The organism is Moraxella sp. VT-16-12, from assembly GCF_002224245.2.
In the GTDB taxonomy this organism is placed as follows: domain Bacteria; phylum Pseudomonadota; class Gammaproteobacteria; order Pseudomonadales; family Moraxellaceae; genus Moraxella.
Genome location: NZ_NKHK02000005.1, coordinates 97,242 through 118,642, shown reverse-complemented (window position 1 = coordinate 118,642; position 21,401 = coordinate 97,242). Strand labels below are relative to the sequence as shown.

The following is a 21,401-nucleotide window of genomic DNA, read 5'->3' as shown; positions in this document are numbered from 1 at the left end:
TCATATCATGACACATCATGCAAAAGGCACTCTTTGTGGTGCAGGCTTGGGCTTTCGCCGTGAACTACTGTCGCAAATGCAAGACAATCAAATGCTCATCAATCAGCATATTGATTTTTTTGAAGTTGCCCCAGAAAACTGGATAAACTCATCTGGAATTGTTGGTGGGCGTTTTGATGATATGTTACGTCCTTATACCGAGCGTTTTGAATTTATCTGTCATGGCTTATCTTTATCCATTGGCAGCACCAAAGAGTTAGACATCAATCATGTTAAAAACATTCAGCGATTTATGCAGTCGCACGGCATGAGCTTATTTACCGAACATCTGTCGTGGTGTAGTGATGAAAAAGGGCATTTGTATGATTTGTTGCCCATTCCTTGTACATCAGAAGCGGTCATGTGGGTTGCCAATCGCATTAAACAAGTGCAAGATATTTTAGGTACACAAATTGGCTTAGAAAATGCCTCTTATTATTATCGCTCTGATGGCAGTGAGATGAGCGATGCTCAGTTCATCAAAGCAGTGGTAGAAGAAGCGGACTGTTTGTTGCATTTGGATGTTAATAATATTTTTGTCAATAGCCAAAATTTTGGATTTAACCCACATGAATACCTGCGTCAGTTGCCACTGGAACGTACCTGTTATTTACACGTGGCGGGGCATTATGTAGATACGGATGGTTTGATTATTGACACGCATGGTGAGAGCGTGATTGAGCAAGTGTGGGAATTATTAACGGTTGCTTATGATGAGATTTATCAGCGTACGGGCAAAACTGCTGACAAAATTCCTACTTGTTTGGAGCGTGATTTTAATTTTCCTGATATTGGCGAGCTTATTCATGAAGTCAAATTTATCCGTGAATTACAACAAACGCACGCCCAAAAATCACTCAATCACAAAACCGCTTAATCATGAATGCAGTTCATTTACAAAGCTTTCAGCATAAATTTGGCGAATATATCCGCAAACAATCGCATGATGATGGCGACAATATGCCAAGCCGAGTTGGGCAATTATACCAACGTTTGATTTATAACAACATTTCAGGCTTTATCAGTCAATGCTTTCCCATCTGTCAGCAAGTGATGGATGATGATATTTGGCAAAAGCTGTTATTGTCATTTATCAAACATGGCGATATGGCAAGCCCTTATTTTAGTGAGATTAATCAGCAATTTGTGGATTATCTGCAAAATGGTGATGTGATTGATTTGCTTGGTTTGCCTGCATTCATCGCTGAGCTGGCTCATTATGAGTGGATAGAGCTGTATGTGGACAATCTGCCCAACGTAGAGCCAAAGCTGTTTTTGGCTGATGGTTTGTCATTAAATGGCACATTGCAGGTGCTGCATTATCAGTATGCGGTAGATAAAATGAGTGTGGATTATTTGCCAGATGATTGTCAAGAAACATTTATTTTGGTGTATCGCCAATCACAAGACAATCAACACCAAACCGCCTTTATGACGATTAATGTGATAAGTTTTATTATTTTGACCTTTATTCAAGAAAGTGATAAAGTTTATGATAATATGATGACATTAAAAAATGACATTGTGGCATATTTTAAGTTGGATAATGCTTTGCTAGATAATATGGAAAGTTTATTTGACACATTAATAGAAAATCAGGTGATGTTTAATCATAAATAGTTATTATTTAATGATAATTTAATCATACGGAGTGTTTTATTGGTAGGGATTATTTGTTACAATACGCGAATTTTAGGCTAAAATACCCCATGACCAATCACAACGCTTTATTTGATGATGACAATCTTAGCGAATTATACACGCCAATGTATCGTTTTGCCTATAATCAGCTAGGTCATGAGCAATACGCTCGGGACGTGGTACAAGAAGCATTGGCAAATGCCCTAAAATATGCCGACAGTTTTCAGGGAAAATCAGCACTCAAAAGCTGGGTATTTGCCATTTTAAAAAACAAAATCAGCGATTTTATCCGCCAAAATCAAAAATACATCACGCTTAGCGATTTGATCGATGATGATAATGATGACACAGAGTTTTTAGAATGTTTGTTTGATGAAGATGGGCATTGGCACACTGATAGTGGTATCTGTGCGTTTGATAAATCATTGGGCGACCCCACACAACTGGCTGAGCAGGACAGTTTTTGGCAAATATTGGAGCTGTGCTTGGATAATCTGCCCAAAGAGCAAGCACGAGCGTTTTTGATGAAAGAATATGTTGAATTAGATACCGATGTGATTTGCGGTGAGTTGGATATTAGTCGGCAAAATTTTTATGTACTTATGCACAGAGCAAGACTAAGATTGCAAAATTGTTTATCTATTAAATGGCTAAATCATTAAAAACCAATGATTTTTTTGATGCCATCCTATCAAATGGAAATACCATGCTTAAACGCTTTAAAAACTGCCAAAAAATCACCGAATGGGTGAGCCAGTCTTATGATGGGTCGTTATCGGCATCACAAAGTATGGCAGTTAAATCGCATTTGTTGATTTGTACCAACTGTCGTAATTTTGACAAAAATAATCATCTCCTAAAACAGCTCATCGCCAAGCACAAAACCTTAAATAAATAACCCAAATCAAACAATCTGACTTGTTGCCCAAGCCATCTTGTGCTAAATTAGTACATTTAGTATTAACTTGCACAAAATATCACCATGCACATTCTCATCATTGAAGATGACCCTGCCATTGCCACCACCTTACGCTTTGCTTTGGAGCGTGAAGGGTATGTGGTGTCGTGGGCGGATACTGTCGCCAGAGTTGCTCCATGCCTTGCGGTGTCGCACCTTGATGCGGTGGTGCTTGATGTGGGTTTGCCAGATGGTGATGGTTTTGGTGTGTGCCAAACGATACGCTCACACAAATGTCATGCTCATGTACCGATACTGTTTTTGACGGCACGAGCAGATGAGATAGACCGCATTTTGGGGCTTGAATTGGGGGCGGACGACTATATCGCCAAGCCGTTTAGTCCACGAGAGCTCATCGCACGGCTCAAAGCCATTTGGCGACGAGACGGTTTTTTGGCTTCAAAACCTGCCACCGATAATGCCAATCGCTTAACTGCCAACAGTTTTACCAAGTTGGTAGGAAGAAATATATGGCGTTACCAAGCCTGTGATTATACGCTGTTTTTAAATAATGTCAGTCTCAACCTATCCAAAACCGAACTGTCTATCATGCTCACATTTTTAAATCATCCCACCCACATTTTAAGCCGTGAGCAGATTTTAGCAAGCATCAGCCCCCACCCAGAACACCGCTTATCTCGCACCATTGACAGTCATATCAAAACGCTACGCCAAAAACTTTCTGCCATCTGTGATGATGAGCTGATTTTGACACATCGTGGCTTGGGGTATGGATTGTGCTAAATTTTCATCATTTGCTTGATAGAGTATTTAAACAAAAGCTAAGTTTTAGCATTTTTGTGCGAATATGGCTGACCTTTGTGCTTATCACGTTGCTGTCTATGGGCTTGGCGTTGTATCACATTCAAAAAACCGTGCGACCATCTGCCAAAAGAGTGGTGGAAGACAGTCTTGTGGACACGTCTCGTCTGTTGGCGGTGATGGTGGCAGATGACGTGGCAACGCTTGATAAAAATGAGTTAAATCAATCATTTAATAAACATCTTGCCCATGTGTTTACTGGTGCTGATGATTTATTGTGGTATCACCAAAAAGACAAAAGTACCTATCATTTGTACATTACTGACAAACAAGGCGTGGTCATTTATGACAGCAAAAATGCCAGCGTGGGGGCAGATTTTAGTCGCTGGAACGATGTTTATCTGACTTTGCAGGGCAAATATGGGGCAAGAAGTACCGATGTGGATGGGCATTCTGTCATGTATGTGGCAAGTCCGATTATTCATCAAGATAAACTAATAGGCGTATTGTCGGTAGGCAAACCCACCCAAACGCTTGTGCCATATATCAACAAAAGTACCGATGAAATCATCAAAATCATCTTAACCATCATGGTGATAACGCTTGCCACCGCCACATTTATGGCATGGTGGTTGCGACACGGCATAGAGCGTGTCAATCGCTATACTAAGGGGCTTGCCAGTACTGCACCGCCACATTTTTATCTAGGACGTGAGCTAAATGAGCTGATGGCAAGCATTCACGCCATGAAAGACACCATTGAAAACAAAGCCTACGTTACCGAGTACGTTCATACACTTACCCATGAGCTGAAATCGCCTTTGACTGCCATTCGGGCAAGTGCCGAGATATTGACGGATGATTTGACGGCTGATGAGAAAAAACAATTTACCAACATCATCTTAACCCAAGCTGATAAACTCACCGCTTTGGTGGATAGGCTACTTAGTCTTGCCAAGCTAGAACAGCCCAATTTTAAACTCGATAAATTAAGCATAGATGTTGATGAGATGATAACGCATTGCTTAAATTTAAAATCAGCCAACATCAAACAGTTAAATAAAACGGTGCTATTTGATAAAAGCGGTGTGGTGATAAAAGGCGATGAGTTTTGGCTAAGTCAAGCGGTGTTAAACATCATAGATAATGCCATTTATTATGGCAAAAACACGATTAAAATTAACATCACGCAAGACAGTAAAAATACCACCATCACCATCATCAATAATGGTGAAAAATTGGACGATTTTATTATTAAAAAAGCCTTTGATAGGTATTTTAGCGTAGGTCATGCAAATCGCCAAAAAAGCACAGGGCTAGGATTGACACTGGTCAAACAAGTTGTGGAGTTGCATGGTGGCACGGCGACATTTGGGCAGTTTGATGAGAGTTCAGAAAATTGGGTGAAGGTGGTGTTGGTGCTACCAAATGCTTGATGGTTTTTTCACACAATCTTCATCATTTATCCGCATTTTTCCATCATTTTTCCATAAAAGGTTTTTAAAATACCCTTGATTGATAAACCAAAACGGGGTGATTATGCAAAAAATTGGTGCAAAAATTGTGATTATTGGGGCGATGTGCCTGCTGTTTGCGGTGGGTATGTTTTTTCTTCGTGGTTTGGTGCATGAACGCCAAGCCTACCATAAAGATGTGATTGATGACATCAAATCGTCCTATGTGGGCGAGCAGATTTTGGTTACGCCATTTTTGTTGGTGGAACATGATGACACTCAAAGCTATATTTTCGCCCAAAACAGCGACATCAGCACCCAAGCACTTGTGCGTGATGATGAATATGAACGGGGAATCTATCAGGCGGTCAGTTTTCGCTCAAAAGTAGCGGTTCATCAGACATTTAGCCCCAAAAATGCCACTGTGCATATTCCAGATGAACCCAAAGATACCGCCAGCCCAGCTCCTGTTTTAGATGATGCCAATGCCGCTTCTCATCATGTGCCCCCAGTGTTATTAACACCAAGTAAACCTACACCACACAAGCCGTCTGGTCATCCTTTAAAACTCATCATTGCCATGAGTGATTTGCGTGGTGTTACCCCAACTGATGTTGTGGTTAATGGTGAGAAATATCCTGCCAAATTTAGCTCTGATGGGGCGTTACAACTGTCTTATTTGCAAGTGGATTTGCCCATCAGCGAGCGTGAGTTTTTAGAAGGTCAGCCTTTGGATGTTCGTTTTACGCTTGATGTGGCAGGCATTGGCGGTTTTGGGGTCATGCCTGTGGGTCAGGATGTCAAAGTATCATTAAGTAGCAACTGGCAAAATCCTAAGTTTACCGGCATTGCTCTACCTGCCCAAAAATCATTTACCAAAGATGGTTTTAGTGCTACTTGGCACAGCCCCATGCTTAGCCAACAAAACCAAAGCAAGCTTGTGCAGATGGGTGCAAATTCAATGAGTGATGTGTCTCAATACTCGCACCTTGCATTGATGAGTGAATTTGTCCAAACAGGCAACACTTATACGCTTACTGACCGCAGTATCAAATACGCACTGCTTATCATCATGGTGTCATTTGGAACTTTCTTTTTGTTTGAAGTCATTAAAGCTCGCCCCATTCACCCTGTGCAGTATTTGCTGGTTGCCAGTGCTTTATTGGTGTTTTATCTGCTTTTGTTATCCTTGGCTGAGCAAATCGCCTTTTTGTATGCTTATGTCATCGCCAGTATTGCGTGCGTGAGCTTGATTGGGTGGTATGCTTGTTATATGCTCGGCTCTGCCTTACGTGGCGTGGCGTTTGGGGCAGTGCTAGGTTCGCTGTATATTGCTCTTTATGTCATCATGTCAGCAAATGGGCTAAATTTACTGCTTGGCTCGGTATTTTGTTTTGTATTTATTGCGGTGGTGATGGTGGCAACTCGCCATGTGGATTGGTATGGCGTGGGCGCTGAAAACAAGCCTGATGTTTTAAATCAGTCTGCCCTAGATTTGCAAGGAGAGCGTGATGAATAATTTCAACCACAAAGCAGACCATCATTTTTTGGGCAAGTCCAAATCTGTCATCATCAAACATTTGGGCGATTATGTGGAGTTTTTGCATTGGCTGTATGTGCCAAAATTAGGCGTGGTGCTAAGTTTTGATAAGCAGGTTTGCTGTCAAATTGGCAAATTATGATTAAAAAAGGTGTGCCAACGGTGCACCTTGTTTTTATTGTTGGATTTAAGATTTTTGGCAAAAATGAGACGATAAGCTGATTTTTTGTTAAAAAAGATTTATAATGGTGAACAAAAGCCACTCATTTTCTCAGCCATTTGGAGTAATTAGCCATGAATGATGTTGTTGCTCAGTTTGTTCCCATGTTTGTGGTAACTTTTGGGGTGTTTTTGTTGTTTTTTTTATTTATGGGTGTGGGTTATTTGGTTAAAAAACAGCCACTCAAAGGCTCGTGTGGGGGCGTTGCCAACTTGATGGGTGATGAGTATTGCCAGTTTTGTGGTAATGACCCAAACAAATGCGACAGTCTGAGCGAAGATGACAAAAAAGCCATGCTTGCCAATCAGGCGACACTTGATAAGATTGCCAAAAAAGCTTAATCAAAAAATCAACAACAAGGGCGAGTCATCGCTCTTTTTTATTTTGCCATACTGAAATTTTTGCTAAAATTTAGTTTTTAGTAGCTAAAAACCGCCATGTCCAAAAAAACCACCACATCTTTAACCTTGCTTATCATCACGCTGATTTTATTGGCTGTTAATATGCGTTCGCCCATTGTGATGATAGGCTCGCTGGCATCTACGCTGACAGAGGCTCTCGGTTTGTCGGTGTCTGCCATTGGTTATCTTGGGGCATTGCCCATGCCAATGTTTGCTTTTGGGGCATTGGTTGCTCCTGCTCTTGCTCGGCGTTTTGGCTTGGAGCAGATGATGATAATCAGCACAGGCGTGCTTGCTGTGAGCGTGCTGGGGCGGGTGTGGGCGGGTGTGGTCGGTCTGTTTGCTTTGACAGTTGCGTTGTCGTTTGCCATTGGGCTGTTAAATGCCCTGACTGCTCCTTTTATCAAAAAACACGCCCCAAACAACATTGCTCTTGCCACAGGTGTGTTTAGTTTATCCATGTCGGTATGTGCAGGATTTTGTGCTTATGTGGTTGTGCCGGTGATGACGGTGGTGTCATGGCAGGTGGCTTTATCATCTTGGGGTGTGTTTGCGGTGCTGGCATGGCTGATGTTGCTGTTTATTTACCAGTCATCAAAGGCAAATAAAATCCCATCAAATCTCCAAAATGTCCCCCATGCTCATACCGACCAAAACTTTCGTGTGTGGCAAAATCGTGATGCGTGGTATATGGGCGTGTATATGGGGATACAGTCTTTGCTATTTTATACGGTGGCAAGCTTTTTGCCGTCCATCGGTATGAGTTATGGGTTGGATTTGGCACAAAGCAGTTTGCTGGCTTTGGCGTTTCAGTTTGCTGCACCTGTGGCTATATTTTTGCTGACCTTTTTGATTAAGCGTAATTTTTCTATTAAAATCATTGCGTTATGTGCAAGCTTTGCCAATGCCATCGGAGCGGGTGGATTGTTGTGGCTGCCTGATTATTTGTATGTGTGGTCGGCGTTGATGGGTTTTGGTGGGGCATCCATCTTTACGCTGTCGCTCATGCTGTTTTCCATTCGCACGACCAGCACGGAGACTGCACGAGATTTATCAGGCATGGTGCAGGCGGTGGGTTATGTGGTGGCGTTTTTTGGTCCATTGGTGCTTGGTAAATTGTATGAAAAAACAGGGACTTGGGAGCTGTCTTTGCAGGTGCTGTTTGTGCTGATGTGCGTCAATATTGGTTTTGGTTGGTTGGCAGGTCGGGGGAATAAGGTGGATTAGGGTTTAAAATCAATTAGCTATCAATTTTTTATAAATTTTACTTGCAATATATTTCTTCAAATATTATCATATAATAACATTTATATTGGAATATTATTTATGAGTACTAAACATGATGAATGCTTGGTTGTTTTTACCTACAATGGCAAAAGCGAAATTTTAGAAGTGGGTTGCAGTGGTGATTGGCGTTTTAATGTACGCCGTGCTAATCGTTGCAAATATTTGATTTGCATACAACTTATTGGAAATTGGGGCGAACCAGAAGCTCCTTCGCATACTGCTTTTTTGCTTGGCAAAATCAGTGATATTAAGCCAAATTCTAAGGGCGACCGTTACGAAGTATATATTAGTGAGTATGCTGATATTCATATATTAACAATTAATGGAGAGAAAATTAAAGGTAATGCAAATCCTGTTGCTTATTACACTTTGCAGGATTTTGGTATCAATGTAGATGAGTTGGAATTTCATGCTGTTATCCCGACTAATCCCGTGATTGAACCCAGACAAATACAAAGTCCGTCTAACATAGATGAAACTTTGACCATCAGCGAAGCTAAACGCCGTCTGGCTTTGACACTTGGCGTAAGCGAAAGCAATATCACCATCACTATCAGTAGCTAAGGAGCTATCATGACTAACGAAACTTTCACCCCAAACAATTTTTGGCACATGCAAATGCACCCAACAGACGAGCAAGGCGATTTTGCACCAAATATTCCGTATATTTTGGAACAATGCAGATTTATTGGGCTTGGCGAATGGGAAGGCGGTCAGGAGCAAATTGAGCGGTTTCGCCACAAAATGCAAGTCAATGACATTGTTGCTATTCGTGATGGAGCAAAGTTTATTGCCCTCGTGCAAGTGATTGGTGGAGCATATCAAATCAAGAATGACAGCGACCCACGCACTAAGTGGATAGAAAACCGCCGACCCATACGAATATTAGATTGGGAAATTGATGGTAAAAAAGTGCGTGAATGCCCTGCTCCAATGGGTGCAATAAACCGCTGTACCAATGACCACGCTGAAACCACACAAATCATCAAGGAATGGTACGAAAAAGTCGCCACAATGATGACTGCTCGTGGTGTGGCGTTGCCGGTATGATGGAAGTCGCCTACTTCCAGATGGTAGGACAAGGCAAAGCACGCAATCAAGATGCCTTGTTTGCTGGGGTAGAAGTCAAATTTGCCAAACTCAACAAAGCTCGCTTGGTGGAAGTTCCATCAAGCGGATTTTGTTTGGCGGTCGCAGATGGCGTGTCTAATAGCCCAAGCTCGCACCTTGCCAGTCGTTTTTGGTTACAAAAAATCGCCGAGACACCGCTTGATAAAATAGGTGCAAGGGACTTTTTTGAGCGAAATTTTGAGCAATTTTGTGAAGAAATCAGCCCTGTGGCGTATGGGTCTAGTACGACATTAGCAGGGGTGGTGATTGATGAGTGTGGGGCATGTCGGTTTTTTAATATTGGCGATAGTCGTATTTATCTTATTGATAATGCTGGTAAATTTACCCAGCTAAGTCATGACCATACCGTACTCAATGACATGATAGCCGAAGGGCTTGCCAAGCCTGATGGGAATTACGCCAGTATGTATAACGCCCTGTCGCAATGCCTAATCGCTGATAGTGAAGAATATGATTTTAGTGTATATAGAGCCAAATGCACATTAAAACCAGGCGAAAGTTTGCTATTGTGTACAGACGGATTGACCGATGAGTTAGATGATGAAACATTATCCAAGCTTTGGCAATGTGGCGATGGTCTGTGTGAAAAATTAGAAACCCTACGTCAAGCGGTTAAGGCTTGTGTAGGGTATGATGATTGTTCGGTTGTGGTGGCAAGCTGGGCTTAGTTATCCCACCGTCTAAACACCAAACTCCCATTTGTCCCACCAAAGCCAAAACTGTTAGACACCGCATAATCAACATCACTGACGGTGCGAGCAGTGTGGGCGATATAGTCTAATGTGCAATCAGGGTCTGGGTTGTCTAGGTTGATGGTGGGGGGTAGGATTTGGTGTTGCAGAGCCAGCACGCTGATGATGGCTTCAACCGCTCCTGCTGCACCCAATAAATGCCCTGTCATGGATTTGGTGGAGCTGACCAAAATATCATCGCCAAATAAAGCCTGTATCGCATGGCTTTCTGCCACGTCTCCTGCGGGGGTGGAAGTGCCGTGGGCGTTGATGTAGCCAACTTTATCAGGACTGATGCCTGCATCATTTAGGGCATTTTGCATGGCTCTTTTTGCTCCGTTGCCATCAGTGGGCGGTGCGGTGATGTGGCTGGCATCATCACTCATGCCAAAACCTGCCACTTCTGCTAAGATGGTCGCTCCACGAGCTTTGGCGTGTGCCAAACTTTCTAGCACCAAAGCACCTGCCCCATCTCCCAACACAAAACCATCTCTGTCTTTGTCAAAAGGACGAGAAGCACGAGTTGGCTCGTCGTTGCGTGTGGACAAGGCGTGCATGGCGGCAAAGCCTGACATACCTAGGGGCGTTGAGCCTTTTTCGCTGCCGCCCACCACCACAGCATCCAAATCTCCATAGGCGATGAGTCTTGCCCCTAGACCGATGGCGTGTGTGGATGTGGTGCAGGCGGTGGCAGTGGCAAGATTTGCTCCACGCAGATTGTGGCGAATGGCGATAAGACCTGCGGGCATATTAACAATCGTGCCTGGGATAATAAAGGGCGAGACTTTTTTAGCACCATGTGCGCGCAGAGTATCACGGCTGCTTTCTATGGTTTGTAGTCCGCCAATGCCTGAGCCCATTATGACCCCAAAGCGTTCGCTATCTACATTGATGGGCAAGCTATCACCCTGAATGCCATCTATCAGACCTGCATGATACAAGGCTTGGGCACTGGCAACTTGGGCATAGTGCATGAACTCATCATAACGGCGAACGTCTTTGGGATTAAGATGGGTTTTGGCATCAAAATTCTTAATGCGTCCTGCAATGCGTGAGCGAAATTCACTCATATCGCCATCAACATCATCAAAACCATCAATGACATCAATGCCACTTTTGCCTGCCATCAGGTTTGCCCATAGACCATCTAAATCATTGCCAATTGGTGTGATGGCGCCCATGCCTGTGATGACAACACGTTCATGGTCAGGGCGTTCAAAATGTGGGGGTTTTTGGCGAGTGGATTGGCTGTTTGGTGTTTGGGTCATGGCTTATCCATAAAAATTTATATTGATAAAGCCTATATTATCATGATTTTTTACGAATTTATAGTGTACATTTATAAACGGTATAAAAAATTTCCCAAAGCGAACTTTGGGAAATTTGAAGGTTTGACCAATATTATTTGCGGTCTTCAAGCTTAACAAATGTACGGTGTGTTTCGCCTGTGTAACGCTGACGTGGACGACCGATTTTGAAAGGCTCTGAGTGCATCTCAATCCAATGGCTAATCCAACCCACTGTACGAGCTAGGGCAAAGATGACAGTAAACATGGATGTTGGAATGCCAATGGCTTTTAGGATAATGCCAGAGTAGAAGTCCACGTTTGGATAGAGCTTACGCTCAATGAAGTAGGGGTCAGATAGGGCGATTTTTTCTAATTCCATCGCCAGTTGTAGCTTGGGGTCATTAACACCCAATGCACCTAGTACTTCATCACAGGTCTCTTTCATCACTTTGGCACGTGGGTCAAAGTTTTTGTAAACACGGTGTCCAAAGCCCATCAATTTGGCTTCTTTGGTTTTGACTTTTTCCATAAATGGTGCGACATTGTCAATCGTGCCAATCTCATCTAGCATGGTCAATACCGCTTCGTTAGCACCGCCATGTGAAGGTCCCCATAGTGCTACAATACCCGCGGCGATACACGCATAAGGGTTGGCACCTGTTGAACCTGCCAGACGCACCGTAGAAGTAGAAGCGTTTTGTTCGTGGTCAGCGTGTAGGGTAAAGATTTTGTCCATCGCTTTAACCAACACAGGGTTTGGCTTATAATCGACATCGCCAGGGGTAGCAAACATCATATACAAGAAGTTTTCAGCGTAGCTAAAATCTTTTCTTGGATACAAGAAAGGCTCGCCAATGGAGTATTTGTAGCTCATGGCGGCAAGTGTTGGTACTTTGGCAATCAAATCTACCGCTGTCTCATCACGGTGAGCAGGGTCAGAGATGTCAAGGTGATTGTGATAAAATGCAGATAACGCACCAACCACACCGACCATAATCGCCATTGGGTGAGCATCACGGCGAAAACCTTCAAAGAATTTACGCAATTGGTCATGCACTGCCATTTTGCTAGAAACACGCTCATAGAACGCTGCCTTTTGCTCAGCATTTGGCAAATCGCCATACAAAAGGGCGTAGCAAACTTCTAGATATTCGGCGTTGTCCGCCAGCTCATCAATGGCATAGCCACGGTGCAGCAGTTCACCTTTGTCGCCGTCGATATAGGTCAGCTTAGACTCCACGGGTGCTGTCGCCATAAAGCCGGGGTCATACGTCCAAAATCCTGCTTTGTTTACTGCACTTACGTCCAAAACGGGACGACCAAGGGTGCTTTCTAGCACAGGCATCTCATATTCTTGACCATCTACCACTAATTTGACTTGTTTTGACATAATAACCTCATTGGTTGGTGGTGTCCTATTCCTAAATAAGACATAAACATATTTTGATGACCAGCCTTGGCAATCAAAATACAAACTCCTTTTGTGCATGGAGACTTTGTAAATTTTCCAAGCGTTATGATGATACAAAAACTTTGGTAAACTTACAAGCCCATTTTAAATAAATTTCATAAGTTTATTGTAAATAGTTATCATATACTGTTATTTGAAATAATTTGTAACAATATTACTAAAATGCTGATGGATTTTTATAAATATTTATGAAATTTTACACAAAACCACTAAATTCATTTGTAAAATTTTGCTAAGCGTTTTATAATTTCAAGGATTTATTTACCTAATTTTATAAATGATAATCACTTGTGATTTTTAGTGATGATTTTGTAAAATTTTTGATTTTTGGTATTTGCTGTGCTAAGTGCTAAGGAAGTTCTTAGTGTGTATTAAAAACGTACACCCGACAGCCAGCCAGCTCTCCTTGCCGTTTTAGGCGTAATTTTTTATAAGGATGCCCGCTGTGAAAAGCAACCGACCAATTAACTTGTCTATGGGTCAAGTGCTTGCGGTGAACTCAAAATCACCCATCGCTATGGCTTCAATCTTGCACCGTGTGTCAGGTGTGGTGCTGTTCTTGCTTATGCCTGTGATGCTTTGTGTCTTGCAGACATCCTTGTCATCAGAACAAGGATTTAATACTGTATTTGATAACGTTGCTCTGCGTTTTGTGGCGTGGATTTTTGTGGCAGGCACGGCTTATCATTTTGTGATGGGTGTCAAGCATCTACTTGCTGATATGGGCATGAACGAAGAGTTCAACTCTGGTAAGACAGCAGCAATTGTCAGCTTTGTCATCGCTGTTATCTTGATTGTGGCTTCATTGATATGGGTGATGTTCTGATGCAAAGAAATAGTTTTAGCGTAAAAAGTGCGTCAGGTCTGACAGGTTCAGGCTCTCGTGATTGGTTCTTGCAACGTGCCAGTGCGGTGGTGTTGGCAGTTTATAGTTTGGTCATTATTGGTTTTTTCTTGACTAATGATGTTAATTATGAAACTTGGCATTGTTTTATGACATCATTGCCCATGAAAATTTTTACTTTGGTGTCTATCTTATCGCTGGTGTTTCATGCGTGGGTGGGTATGTGGACGGTCTTTACTGACTATGTCAAATCGTCAGGGTTGCGTTTGGTTTTACAAATTGTAACCGTAGCGGCGATTTTGGTATATTTGGTTTGGGGCGTGATTATTTTTTGGGGCTAACCAAAATTTTCCCAATAATCATTTAACTATCTGATAGGAATTAACATGGCATTAGCACAAGAAAAAATTGACAATATCCCCACCTTAAACTTTGATGCGGTCATCGTTGGTGGTGGTGGCTCGGGCATGCGAGCATCTTTACAGTTGGTTGAAGGTGGCATGAAAGTTGCCGTTTTGACCAAAGTTTTCCCAACCCGTTCACATACCGTGGCCGCCCAAGGTGGTATCGGAGCCTCTTTGGGGAACATGAGTCCTGACAACTGGCATTTTCACTTTTATGACACCGTTAAAGGTTCTGACTGGCTGGGCGACCAAGACGCCATTGAATATATGTGCCGTGAAGCCCCAAAAGTGGTCTACGAGCTAGAACATATGGGCATGCCTTTTGACCGTAATGCCGATGGTACGATTTATCAGCGTCCTTTTGGTGGTCATAGTGCTGAGTATGGAGCAAAGCCAGTGCCACGTGCTTGTGCGGCAGCCGACCGTACAGGTCATGCACTACTGCACACCCTTTATCAAAAAAACCTAGAAAAAGGCACACAGTTTTATATTGAATGGATTGCTCTTGACTTGATTAAAGACTTGGAAGGCAACATCAATGGTGTGATTGCACTTGACCAAGAAACAGGTAACATTTCTGTTTTCCAAGCACCAACAACCGTACTTGCCACAGGTGGTGCAGGACGTATTTTCCGTGCATCAACCAACGCCTACATCAACACAGGCGATGGTTTGGGTATGGCGGTGCGTGCTGGCATTCCTTTGCAGGACATGGAATTTTGGCAATTTCACCCCACAGGCGTGGCAGGAGCGGGTGTGCTTTTGACCGAAGGCTGTCGTGGTGAAGGGGCAATTTTGCGTAACAAACATGGCGAGCCGTTCATGGAGCGTTATGCCCCAACCCTAAAAGACCTTGCTCCCCGTGATTTCGTGTCTCGTTCTATGGACCAAGAAATCAAAGAAGGTCGTGGCTGTGGTCCTAATGGCGACTATATCGTGATGGATATGACGCACCTAGGTCATGCTGAGATTATGAAACGTCTGCCGTCGGTGTTTGAGATTAGTCATAACTTTGCTAACGTGGACATCACCAAAGAACCAGTGCCAGTTGTGCCAACCATTCACTACATGATGGGCGGTATTCCCACCAACATTCACGGTCAAGTAACCGTGCCTGTGCTAGATGGTCATGTTGACGAAGAAGGCCTATATACCGAAGGTCGTATCGTGAAAGGTTTGTATGCCATTGGTGAGTGTGCGTGTGTGTCAGTACATGGGGCAAACCGCTTAGGTACTAATTCATTGCTTGACCTTGTGGTCTTTGGTCGTGCGGCAGGTCAGCATATTTTGGACGAGTTTGCCAAATCTGACCACAGTTATAAACCAATGAATCCACGTGTGCTGGACTTTACCCAAGCTCGCCTTGACAAACTTCAAAACTCCACTGAAGGCTATAACGCCCAAGAAGTGGCTGATGAGATTCGTGCTGTCATGCAGGCTCATGCTGGGGTGTTCCGCACTCAAGCCTTGATGGATGAAGGTGTTGAGAAGATTTTGGCACTTGCACCAAAAGTTGCTAATATCCACCTAAAAGACAAATCAGCCGTCTTTAATACTGCTCGTATTGAGGCCTTGGAAGTGGCAAACTTGTATGAAGTTGCCAAAGCGACCATGCTGTCGGCAGCATTACGCCATGAGTGCCGTGGGGCTCATAGTGTGCTTGATTATGAGCGTCCAGAAGATGACCCATACGCACCGCTTGGGCGTAATGACCATGAATGGATGAAACATACGCTTTGGTACTCTGAGGGCAACCGTGTGATTTATAAGCCTGTGCGTAAACAGCCTTTGACGGTGGAATACTGTGTCCCCCGTGTGCGTACATTCTAAATTCTAATTAAAACTAACAAAAGGCGTGTCGCCAAATAGACTAGCCACACGCCTGTGGAGAAGAATTATGAGTCGTGGAACTCGCATTGTAGAAATCTATCGTTACGACCCTGATAAAGACAAAGCCCCTTATATGCAGACATACGAGATTGAGCTGTTAGACTCTGACCGTATGCTCCTTGATGTGCTATTACGCCTAAAAAAAATGGACGAAACTTTGACTTTTCGTCGTAGTTGCCGTGAGGGAATTTGTGGCTCTGATGGCGTTAATATCAATGGTAAAAATGGCTTGGCGTGTTTGATTAACATGAATACCTTGCCAAATAAAATCGTGGTGCGTCCATTGCCAGGTCTGCCTGTCATCAAAGATTTGGTGGTGGACATGAACCAGTTTTATGCTCAGTACGAAAAAGTGCACCCATATCTGATTAACCGCCAGCCACCACCAGCCAAAGAACGCCTACAATCTCAGGCTGACCGTGAAAAACTCAACGGCTTATATGAGTGCATTTTGTGTGCGTGTTGCTCAACGTCTTGCCCATCATTTTGGTGGAATCCAGACAAATTTTTGGGACCATCAGCACTGCTAAACGGCTATCGTTTTATCATTGACAGTCGCGATACGGATACTCGTGCCAGATTGGCTCGCCTTGATGACCCGTTTAGTTTGTTCCGTTGCCGTGGTATCATGAACTGTGTGTCAGTATGTCCTAAGGGTCTAAACCCCACCAAAGCCATCGGACATATTCGCAACATGCTTTTAGAAACCGCTAGCTGATTTGTGGCAAACAAAAAGACCTTTTCATAAGGTCTTTTTTTTATTTTAAACATAAAATAACAGATGAAATAATGGCGTAACATTTTTAGCAAAACCTTTAAAAAGCCCAAGTTAAGCATGGGGAAGTGAATGGAATAATTATTAATAAATATTGCACCATCTATTTGAAAAATCATCATTTTTTAAAATAAATGAACATTGATTTTTGGTGAGATATTGGATTATGTCATTAAAAATTTTAATTAAAAATATTGATGAAATTAATAGAATAAGGCTAAATTTTACTTGATTTATGGTTATTGTGGGATGGTGGTGGTAAAATTTTTAAACAGGGCGTGTTTTTATGGGGATTGAAACTTGTTATATTTTGTTAAATGGCGTACACTATGCAAGATGTGCGTATTGTACACGCAGACAGATGATTTGTTTGGTTTATGATTGACCAAATGATAGATTAACCACCAATATGGCGAGTATTATGACAAACAGCAGTAAAGATACCATTGCGTATAAAAATACTGAGCTGACCGCAGATGGGATTGCGTACATTGAGACGCTTTATGAAGACTATTTGGCGGATAAAAACAGCGTAAGCGAAGAATGGCAGCAATATTTTGCTCAATATGAGCAAGCAGGCGATGCCCCACACAATGCCATCAAAGAGCAGTTTTTGCTTTTGGCACGTAACCAAACCAATGCTCGTCCTGTCGTGCAGACTGTTGGTACTGGTGAGTGCGATCCTAAACAAATGGCAGTGCAACAGCTTATTAGTGCCTATCGCCGCCGTGGTCATCGCAAAGCCAAACTTGACCCATTAGGACTACAAAAGCGTGAAGCCATTGAAGATTTGACTTTACAATATCATGGCTTGTCTGAGTCTGACCTAGATGCCGTTTTTCCGACCACGCTGATGCATATTGGCAAATCCGAAGCCACGTTGCGTGAAATCATTGAAGTGTGTGAGCGGATTTATTGTGGCAGTATTGGCTATGAGTACATGCACGTCTTTACCGCCACCGAAAAAAAATGGATTGAAAAATACATTGAATCCAACCAAGGCTACATCAAGTTTGACAAAGAAAAGAAACTTGAAATCCTAGAACGCCTGACCGCTGCCGAAGGGCTAGAAAAGTATTTGGCTCGTAAATATACAGGCGTAAAACGTTTTGGCTTAGAAGGTGGCGAGAGCTTTATCCCATCAGTGCACGAGATGATTCAACGTGTGGGTACTTATGGTGCCAAAGAAGTGGTCATTGGTATGGCTCACCGTGGACGCTTAAACCTGCTTGTCAATATCATGGGTAAAAATCCATCAGTGCTGTTTGATGAGTTTGATGGCAAAATTCAGCCCACCACAGGTTCAGGCGACGTTAAATATCACAACGGATTTAGCTCAAACGTCATCACCAAAGGCGGTGAGCTACATTTGGCATTGGCTTACAACCCATCTCACCTAGAAATCGTCTCGCCTGTGATGCTTGGTTCGGTGCGTGCCAGACAAGCTCGCCGTAGTGAAAAATATGGCTATGACATTGACAACAGTACCGTGTTGCCTATCGTGGTGCATGGTGATGCTGCTTTTGCTGGTCAAGGTGTCAACCAAGAAACCTTCCAAATGTCGCAAACTCGTGCCTACAAAACAGGCGGCACAGTACACATTGTCATCAATAACCAAGTGGGCTTTACCACTTCTCGCCCCGAAGACGCTCGCTCTACTGAATACTGTACAGATGTTGCCAAAATGGTGCATGCCCCTGTTTTGCACGTCAATGGCGACGACCCTGAGGCGGTGGTGTTTGCCAGCCAGCTTGTGCTAGATTATCGCACTGAGTTTGGTAAAGACGTGGTGCTAGATTTGGTGTGTTATCGCCGTAATGGTCATAACGAATCTGATGAGCCAATGGCAACACAGCCTTTGATGTATCAAATCATCAAAAAACTGCCCACCACTCGCACCCAATATGCTCAAAAATTGGTTGATGAAGGCGTATTGACTGCTGAAGAGGCAAGTCAAATAGAAGACGCTTATCGTGTTGCCCTAGACAACGGTGATGATGTGGCACAAGGGCTTGCCAAAGAGCCTGATACCAAGCTGTTTGTGGATTGGAAGCCGTACTTGGGTCATACACTAGAAGATGATTGGCAAACAGGCGTGCCTGCCGAAAAACTAAAATCTTATGCTCATGCCATGGCAAAAATCCCAGAAGGCTTTGAGCTACAACGCCAAGTTGCCAAAGTGATAGAGCAGCGTCTTAACATGCAAACTGGCAAAGAGCCACTCAACTGGGGAGCTGCTGAGACTTTGGCGTACGCCAGTCTTGTGGACGAAGGCTCGCTGGTGCGTATCACGGGCGAAGATGTGGGTCGTGGTACATTTAGCCACCGTCATTCAGAGCTGTTTAACATGAAAGACGGCAGTATGTACATTCCGCTACAACACGTCAGCGAAAACCAAGCCCGCTTTGCCACATACAACTCGCTACTGTCCGAAGAAGCGGTGCTCGCTTTTGAGTATGGCTATGCCACCACCATGCCAAACGCTTTGATTGTTTGGGAAGCTCAGTTTGGTGATTTTGCTAATGGTGCTCAGGTGGTGATTGACCAGTTTATCTCATCTGGCGAGACCAAATGGCAACGTGTTTGTGGTTTGACCATGCTATTGCCACACGGCTTTGAAGGTCAAGGTCCTGAGCATTCATCAGCACGTTTGGAGCGTTTTTTACAGTTGTGTGCCGAAGACAACATGCAGGTGATTACCCCAACCACCCCTGCACAGATTTTCCACGCACTACGCCGTCAGGTGGTACGCCCAATCCGCAAACCATTGGTGGTGATGTCGCCAAAATCTCTACTTCGCCACCCATTAGCCACATCCATGCTTGATGAGTTGGTAGATGGTAAGTTTGAGACGGTGCTGCCTGAGATTGATGCACTCGACAACAGCAAAGTGGTGCGTTTGGTGCTATGTGGTGGTAAAGTGTACTATGAGCTACTAGAAGCTCGCCGCAAACTTGGCATTGATGATGTGGCGATTGTGCGTATTGAGCAGCTATATCCGCTGCCCAAAGAGCGTATCGTGGCTGAACTTGCCAAATATCCAAACTTAGAGCAAATCATGTGGACACAAGAAGAGCCACTTAACCAAGGTGCATGGCTATATCTGGCTCCGCATTTGTATGGTTTGGTTGATGAACATTTGACCGATGCCAAAGTCATCAAGCCATCAGCTCGTCCATCAGCCGCCGCTCCTGCGACAGGCTCACCAAAAATGCACAACGCTCAACAAAAAGCACTCATTGCCAACGCTTTGAATGTGTCTGTTGAAGCGTTGCAATAATTTAATTTTGCCAAGAGCTGATGGGCTTTTGGCATTGTTTTAATACTTAAAAATATTGGAGTTTTGTATGTCTCAAATTAAAGCCCCCGTTTTTCCAGAATCAGTACAAGACGGCACCATCGTAGAATGGCACGTTGCCGAAGGTGAGCAGGTCAGCCGAGACCAGTTGCTTGCCGAGATTGAAACCGATAAAGTGGTTTTAGAAGTGGTTGCTCCTGATGATGGCGTGGTAACAAGCATCATCAAGGGCGTGGACAGCACTGTATTGTCTGATGAGCCAATCGCTCAGTTTGAAGCAGGTGCAACTGCTGAGCCAAAAGCCCAGCTATCAAAAGACGAAGCTGAACAAGGCACCACCATTGACCCAGCTTCTGTTGCTGCCCCTGTTCAACCAAAAGCCCAAACCGAAGCTGACTATAAAGACCAAGCCCCAGCAGTACGCAAAGCTGCCAAAGAAACAGGCGTAAATCCTGCGGACGTTCAAGGCTCTGGTCGTGGTGGTCGTGTTACCAAATCAGACATGGTAAACCCCACCCTAAAAGCGGACAATGGTCAAGTAATTGCCACTGCGGTCGGTCAGCGTATTGAAAAACGTGAGCCAATGACACGTCTGCGTAAACGTATCGCTGAGCGTTTGTTGTCTGCCACCCAAGAAACCGCCATGCTGACGACTTTTAACGAAGTCAATATGAAGCCACTTATGGACTTGCGTGCCAAATACAAAGACCAATTTGAAAAACGCCACGGCGTAAAACTTGGCTTTATGTCGCTATTTGTTAAAGCTGCCACTGAAGCCTTAAAACGTTTCCCTGCGGTGAATGCGTCTATTGATGGCGATGACATCATTTATCATGGTTATTATGATGTGGGCGTGGCAGTATCTAGCGACCGTGGTTTGGTTGTGCCTGTGCTGCGTGATACTGACACCATGGGACTGGCTGACATTGAAGGTGGTATCCGTGATTATGCCATCAAAGCCCGTGAAGGCAAATTATCTATTGATGAGATGACAGGCGGTACATTTACCATTACCAACGGTGGTGTGTTTGGCTCGCTACTTTCTACCCCAATCATCAACCCACCACAAACCGCCATTTTGGGCATGCACGCCATCAATGAACGTCCAATGGCGGTTAATGGTCAAGTGGTGATTTTGCCAATGATGTATTTGGCATTGTCTTATGACCACCGTTTGATTGATGGTAAAGATGCGGTGCAGTTTTTGGTAACCATCAAAGAGCTGATTGAAGACCCTGCACGTTTGCTGTTGGATTTGTAATAAAA

21 protein-coding genes are annotated in these 21,401 nt (G+C 43.7%); 19 read left to right on the top strand and 2 right to left on the bottom strand.

The features are described from left to right. Nucleotides 1–7 precede the first annotated feature (7 nt). From CEW93_RS05955 to CEW93_RS05900, 13 genes are all read left to right on the top strand, one after another. Entirely contained in the window at nucleotides 8–916 is a 909-nt protein-coding gene (locus tag CEW93_RS05955) for a DUF692 domain-containing protein (protein WP_089539536.1), read from the top strand. A 2-nt stretch (nucleotides 917–918) separates the two neighbouring features. Next, a complete protein-coding gene (locus tag CEW93_RS05950; RefSeq protein ID WP_089539535.1) occupies nucleotides 919–1,659 on the top strand; it encodes a DUF2063 domain-containing protein in 741 nt (246 codons plus the stop codon). An 89-nt stretch (nucleotides 1,660–1,748) separates the two neighbouring features. Then, entirely contained in the window at nucleotides 1,749–2,342 is a 594-nt protein-coding gene (locus tag CEW93_RS05945; RefSeq protein WP_089539534.1) for a sigma-70 family RNA polymerase sigma factor, read from the top strand. Nucleotides 2,343–2,386: 44 nt separating this feature from the next. Beyond that, nucleotides 2,387–2,578 carry a zf-HC2 domain-containing protein gene (locus CEW93_RS05940; RefSeq protein ID WP_186727910.1) on the top strand — a complete coding sequence of 64 codons (192 nt, stop codon included), beginning with the start codon at nucleotides 2,387–2,389 and terminating at the stop codon, nucleotides 2,576–2,578. Between the two features lie 84 nt (nucleotides 2,579–2,662). Next, complete coding sequence (locus CEW93_RS05935; protein WP_089539532.1) at nucleotides 2,663–3,382, top strand: response regulator; 720 nt, start codon at nucleotides 2,663–2,665, stop codon at nucleotides 3,380–3,382. After that, a complete protein-coding gene (gene creC / locus CEW93_RS05930; protein ID WP_186727909.1) occupies nucleotides 3,376–4,836 on the top strand; it encodes a two-component system sensor histidine kinase CreC in 1,461 nt (486 codons plus the stop codon). The genes CEW93_RS05935 and creC overlap by 7 nt, the downstream gene beginning before the upstream one ends. A 103-nt stretch (nucleotides 4,837–4,939) precedes the next feature. Continuing rightward, nucleotides 4,940–6,373, top strand: a complete 1,434-nt coding sequence (gene creD, locus CEW93_RS05925; RefSeq protein WP_089539530.1) for a cell envelope integrity protein CreD — start codon at nucleotides 4,940–4,942, stop codon at nucleotides 6,371–6,373. Beyond that, entirely contained in the window at nucleotides 6,366–6,536 is a 171-nt protein-coding gene (locus CEW93_RS10795) for a hypothetical protein (protein WP_186727908.1), read from the top strand. The genes creD and CEW93_RS10795 overlap by 8 nt, the downstream gene beginning before the upstream one ends. A gap of 152 nt (nucleotides 6,537–6,688) precedes the next feature. Continuing rightward, nucleotides 6,689–6,955 (top strand): (Na+)-NQR maturation NqrM, encoded by a 267-nt coding sequence (gene nqrM, locus CEW93_RS05920; RefSeq protein ID WP_089539529.1) that lies wholly within the window; start codon nucleotides 6,689–6,691, stop codon nucleotides 6,953–6,955. 96 nt (nucleotides 6,956–7,051) lie between these two features. Beyond that, a complete protein-coding gene (locus CEW93_RS05915; protein WP_089539528.1) occupies nucleotides 7,052–8,242 on the top strand; it encodes a CynX/NimT family MFS transporter in 1,191 nt (396 codons plus the stop codon). A gap of 99 nt (nucleotides 8,243–8,341) precedes the next feature. Beyond that, nucleotides 8,342–8,866, top strand: a complete 525-nt coding sequence (locus CEW93_RS05910) for a hypothetical protein (RefSeq protein WP_089539527.1) — start codon at nucleotides 8,342–8,344, stop codon at nucleotides 8,864–8,866. A 9-nt stretch (nucleotides 8,867–8,875) separates the two neighbouring features. Continuing rightward, a complete protein-coding gene (locus CEW93_RS05905) occupies nucleotides 8,876–9,352 on the top strand; it encodes a hypothetical protein (RefSeq protein ID WP_089539526.1) in 477 nt (158 codons plus the stop codon). Beyond that, a complete protein-coding gene (locus CEW93_RS05900) occupies nucleotides 9,295–10,101 on the top strand; it encodes a PP2C family serine/threonine-protein phosphatase (protein WP_222432725.1) in 807 nt (268 codons plus the stop codon). The genes CEW93_RS05905 and CEW93_RS05900 overlap by 58 nt, the downstream gene beginning before the upstream one ends. Here CEW93_RS05900 and fabF read toward each other — a convergent pair. Further along, nucleotides 10,098–11,432, bottom strand: coding sequence for a beta-ketoacyl-ACP synthase II (gene fabF / locus CEW93_RS05895; RefSeq protein ID WP_089539524.1), 1,335 nt, complete (start codon nucleotides 11,430–11,432; stop codon nucleotides 10,098–10,100). The two genes, CEW93_RS05900 and fabF, sit on opposite strands and share 4 nt — an antisense overlap. Nucleotides 11,433–11,565: 133 nt before the next feature. Next, nucleotides 11,566–12,843 (bottom strand): citrate synthase, encoded by a 1,278-nt coding sequence (gltA, locus tag CEW93_RS05890; RefSeq protein ID WP_089539523.1) that lies wholly within the window; start codon nucleotides 12,841–12,843, stop codon nucleotides 11,566–11,568. A 517-nt stretch (nucleotides 12,844–13,360) separates the two neighbouring features. Here gltA and sdhC point away from each other — a divergent pair. From sdhC to odhB, 6 genes are all read left to right on the top strand, one after another. After that, on the top strand, nucleotides 13,361–13,750 hold the full coding sequence (gene sdhC, locus CEW93_RS05885) for a succinate dehydrogenase, cytochrome b556 subunit (protein WP_089539522.1): 390 nt from the start codon (nucleotides 13,361–13,363) through the stop codon (nucleotides 13,748–13,750). Next, entirely contained in the window at nucleotides 13,750–14,109 is a 360-nt protein-coding gene (gene sdhD / locus CEW93_RS05880) for a succinate dehydrogenase, hydrophobic membrane anchor protein (RefSeq protein ID WP_089539521.1), read from the top strand. The genes sdhC and sdhD overlap by 1 nt, the downstream gene beginning before the upstream one ends. Before the next feature lie 39 nt (nucleotides 14,110–14,148). Beyond that, nucleotides 14,149–16,002 carry a succinate dehydrogenase flavoprotein subunit gene (gene sdhA / locus CEW93_RS05875; protein WP_370511941.1) on the top strand — a complete coding sequence of 618 codons (1,854 nt, stop codon included), beginning with the start codon at nucleotides 14,149–14,151 and terminating at the stop codon, nucleotides 16,000–16,002. Between the two features lie 67 nt (nucleotides 16,003–16,069). Beyond that, nucleotides 16,070–16,780, top strand: a complete 711-nt coding sequence (locus tag CEW93_RS05870; RefSeq protein WP_089539519.1) for a succinate dehydrogenase iron-sulfur subunit — start codon at nucleotides 16,070–16,072, stop codon at nucleotides 16,778–16,780. A 478-nt stretch (nucleotides 16,781–17,258) separates the two neighbouring features. Further along, entirely contained in the window at nucleotides 17,259–20,117 is a 2,859-nt protein-coding gene (locus CEW93_RS05865; RefSeq protein ID WP_089539518.1) for a 2-oxoglutarate dehydrogenase E1 component, read from the top strand. A gap of 67 nt (nucleotides 20,118–20,184) precedes the next feature. Further along, the gene (gene odhB / locus CEW93_RS05860) at nucleotides 20,185–21,396 is read left to right on the top strand and encodes a 2-oxoglutarate dehydrogenase complex dihydrolipoyllysine-residue succinyltransferase (RefSeq protein ID WP_089539517.1); all 1,212 of its coding nucleotides are present in this window, start codon (nucleotides 20,185–20,187) and stop codon (nucleotides 21,394–21,396) included. Nucleotides 21,397–21,401 lie beyond the last annotated feature (5 nt).

What these genes read in the sequence shown, in the direction of transcription:
- CEW93_RS05870 (WP_089539519.1), top strand. Translation starts at nt 16,070, where the DNA reads ATGAGTCGTGGAACTCGCATTGTAGAAATCTATCGTTACGACCCTGAT.
- nqrM (WP_089539529.1), top strand. Translation starts at nt 6,689, where the DNA reads ATGAATGATGTTGTTGCTCAGTTTGTTCCCATGTTTGTGGTAACTTTT.
- sdhC (WP_089539522.1), top strand. Translation starts at nt 13,361, where the DNA reads ATGCCCGCTGTGAAAAGCAACCGACCAATTAACTTGTCTATGGGTCAA.
- gltA (WP_089539523.1), bottom strand. Translation starts at nt 12,843, where the DNA reads ATGTCAAAACAAGTCAAATTAGTGGTAGATGGTCAAGAATATGAGATG.
- CEW93_RS05865 (WP_089539518.1), top strand. Translation starts at nt 17,259, where the DNA reads ATGACAAACAGCAGTAAAGATACCATTGCGTATAAAAATACTGAGCTG.
- CEW93_RS05905 (WP_089539526.1), top strand. Translation starts at nt 8,876, where the DNA reads ATGACTAACGAAACTTTCACCCCAAACAATTTTTGGCACATGCAAATG.
- CEW93_RS05940 (WP_186727910.1), top strand. Translation starts at nt 2,387, where the DNA reads ATGCTTAAACGCTTTAAAAACTGCCAAAAAATCACCGAATGGGTGAGC.
- creD (WP_089539530.1), top strand. Translation starts at nt 4,940, where the DNA reads ATGCAAAAAATTGGTGCAAAAATTGTGATTATTGGGGCGATGTGCCTG.
- CEW93_RS05935 (WP_089539532.1), top strand. Translation starts at nt 2,663, where the DNA reads ATGCACATTCTCATCATTGAAGATGACCCTGCCATTGCCACCACCTTA.
- CEW93_RS05945 (WP_089539534.1), top strand. Translation starts at nt 1,749, where the DNA reads ATGACCAATCACAACGCTTTATTTGATGATGACAATCTTAGCGAATTA.
- odhB (WP_089539517.1), top strand. Translation starts at nt 20,185, where the DNA reads ATGTCTCAAATTAAAGCCCCCGTTTTTCCAGAATCAGTACAAGACGGC.
- CEW93_RS05910 (WP_089539527.1), top strand. Translation starts at nt 8,342, where the DNA reads ATGAGTACTAAACATGATGAATGCTTGGTTGTTTTTACCTACAATGGC.
- CEW93_RS05915 (WP_089539528.1), top strand. Translation starts at nt 7,052, where the DNA reads ATGTCCAAAAAAACCACCACATCTTTAACCTTGCTTATCATCACGCTG.
- CEW93_RS05950 (WP_089539535.1), top strand. Translation starts at nt 919, where the DNA reads ATGAATGCAGTTCATTTACAAAGCTTTCAGCATAAATTTGGCGAATAT.
- CEW93_RS10795 (WP_186727908.1), top strand. Translation starts at nt 6,366, where the DNA reads ATGAATAATTTCAACCACAAAGCAGACCATCATTTTTTGGGCAAGTCC.
- CEW93_RS05900 (WP_222432725.1), top strand. Translation starts at nt 9,295, where the DNA reads ATGGTACGAAAAAGTCGCCACAATGATGACTGCTCGTGGTGTGGCGTT.
- fabF (WP_089539524.1), bottom strand. Translation starts at nt 11,432, where the DNA reads ATGACCCAAACACCAAACAGCCAATCCACTCGCCAAAAACCCCCACAT.
- CEW93_RS05955 (WP_089539536.1), top strand. Translation starts at nt 8, where the DNA reads ATGACACATCATGCAAAAGGCACTCTTTGTGGTGCAGGCTTGGGCTTT.
- sdhD (WP_089539521.1), top strand. Translation starts at nt 13,750, where the DNA reads ATGCAAAGAAATAGTTTTAGCGTAAAAAGTGCGTCAGGTCTGACAGGT.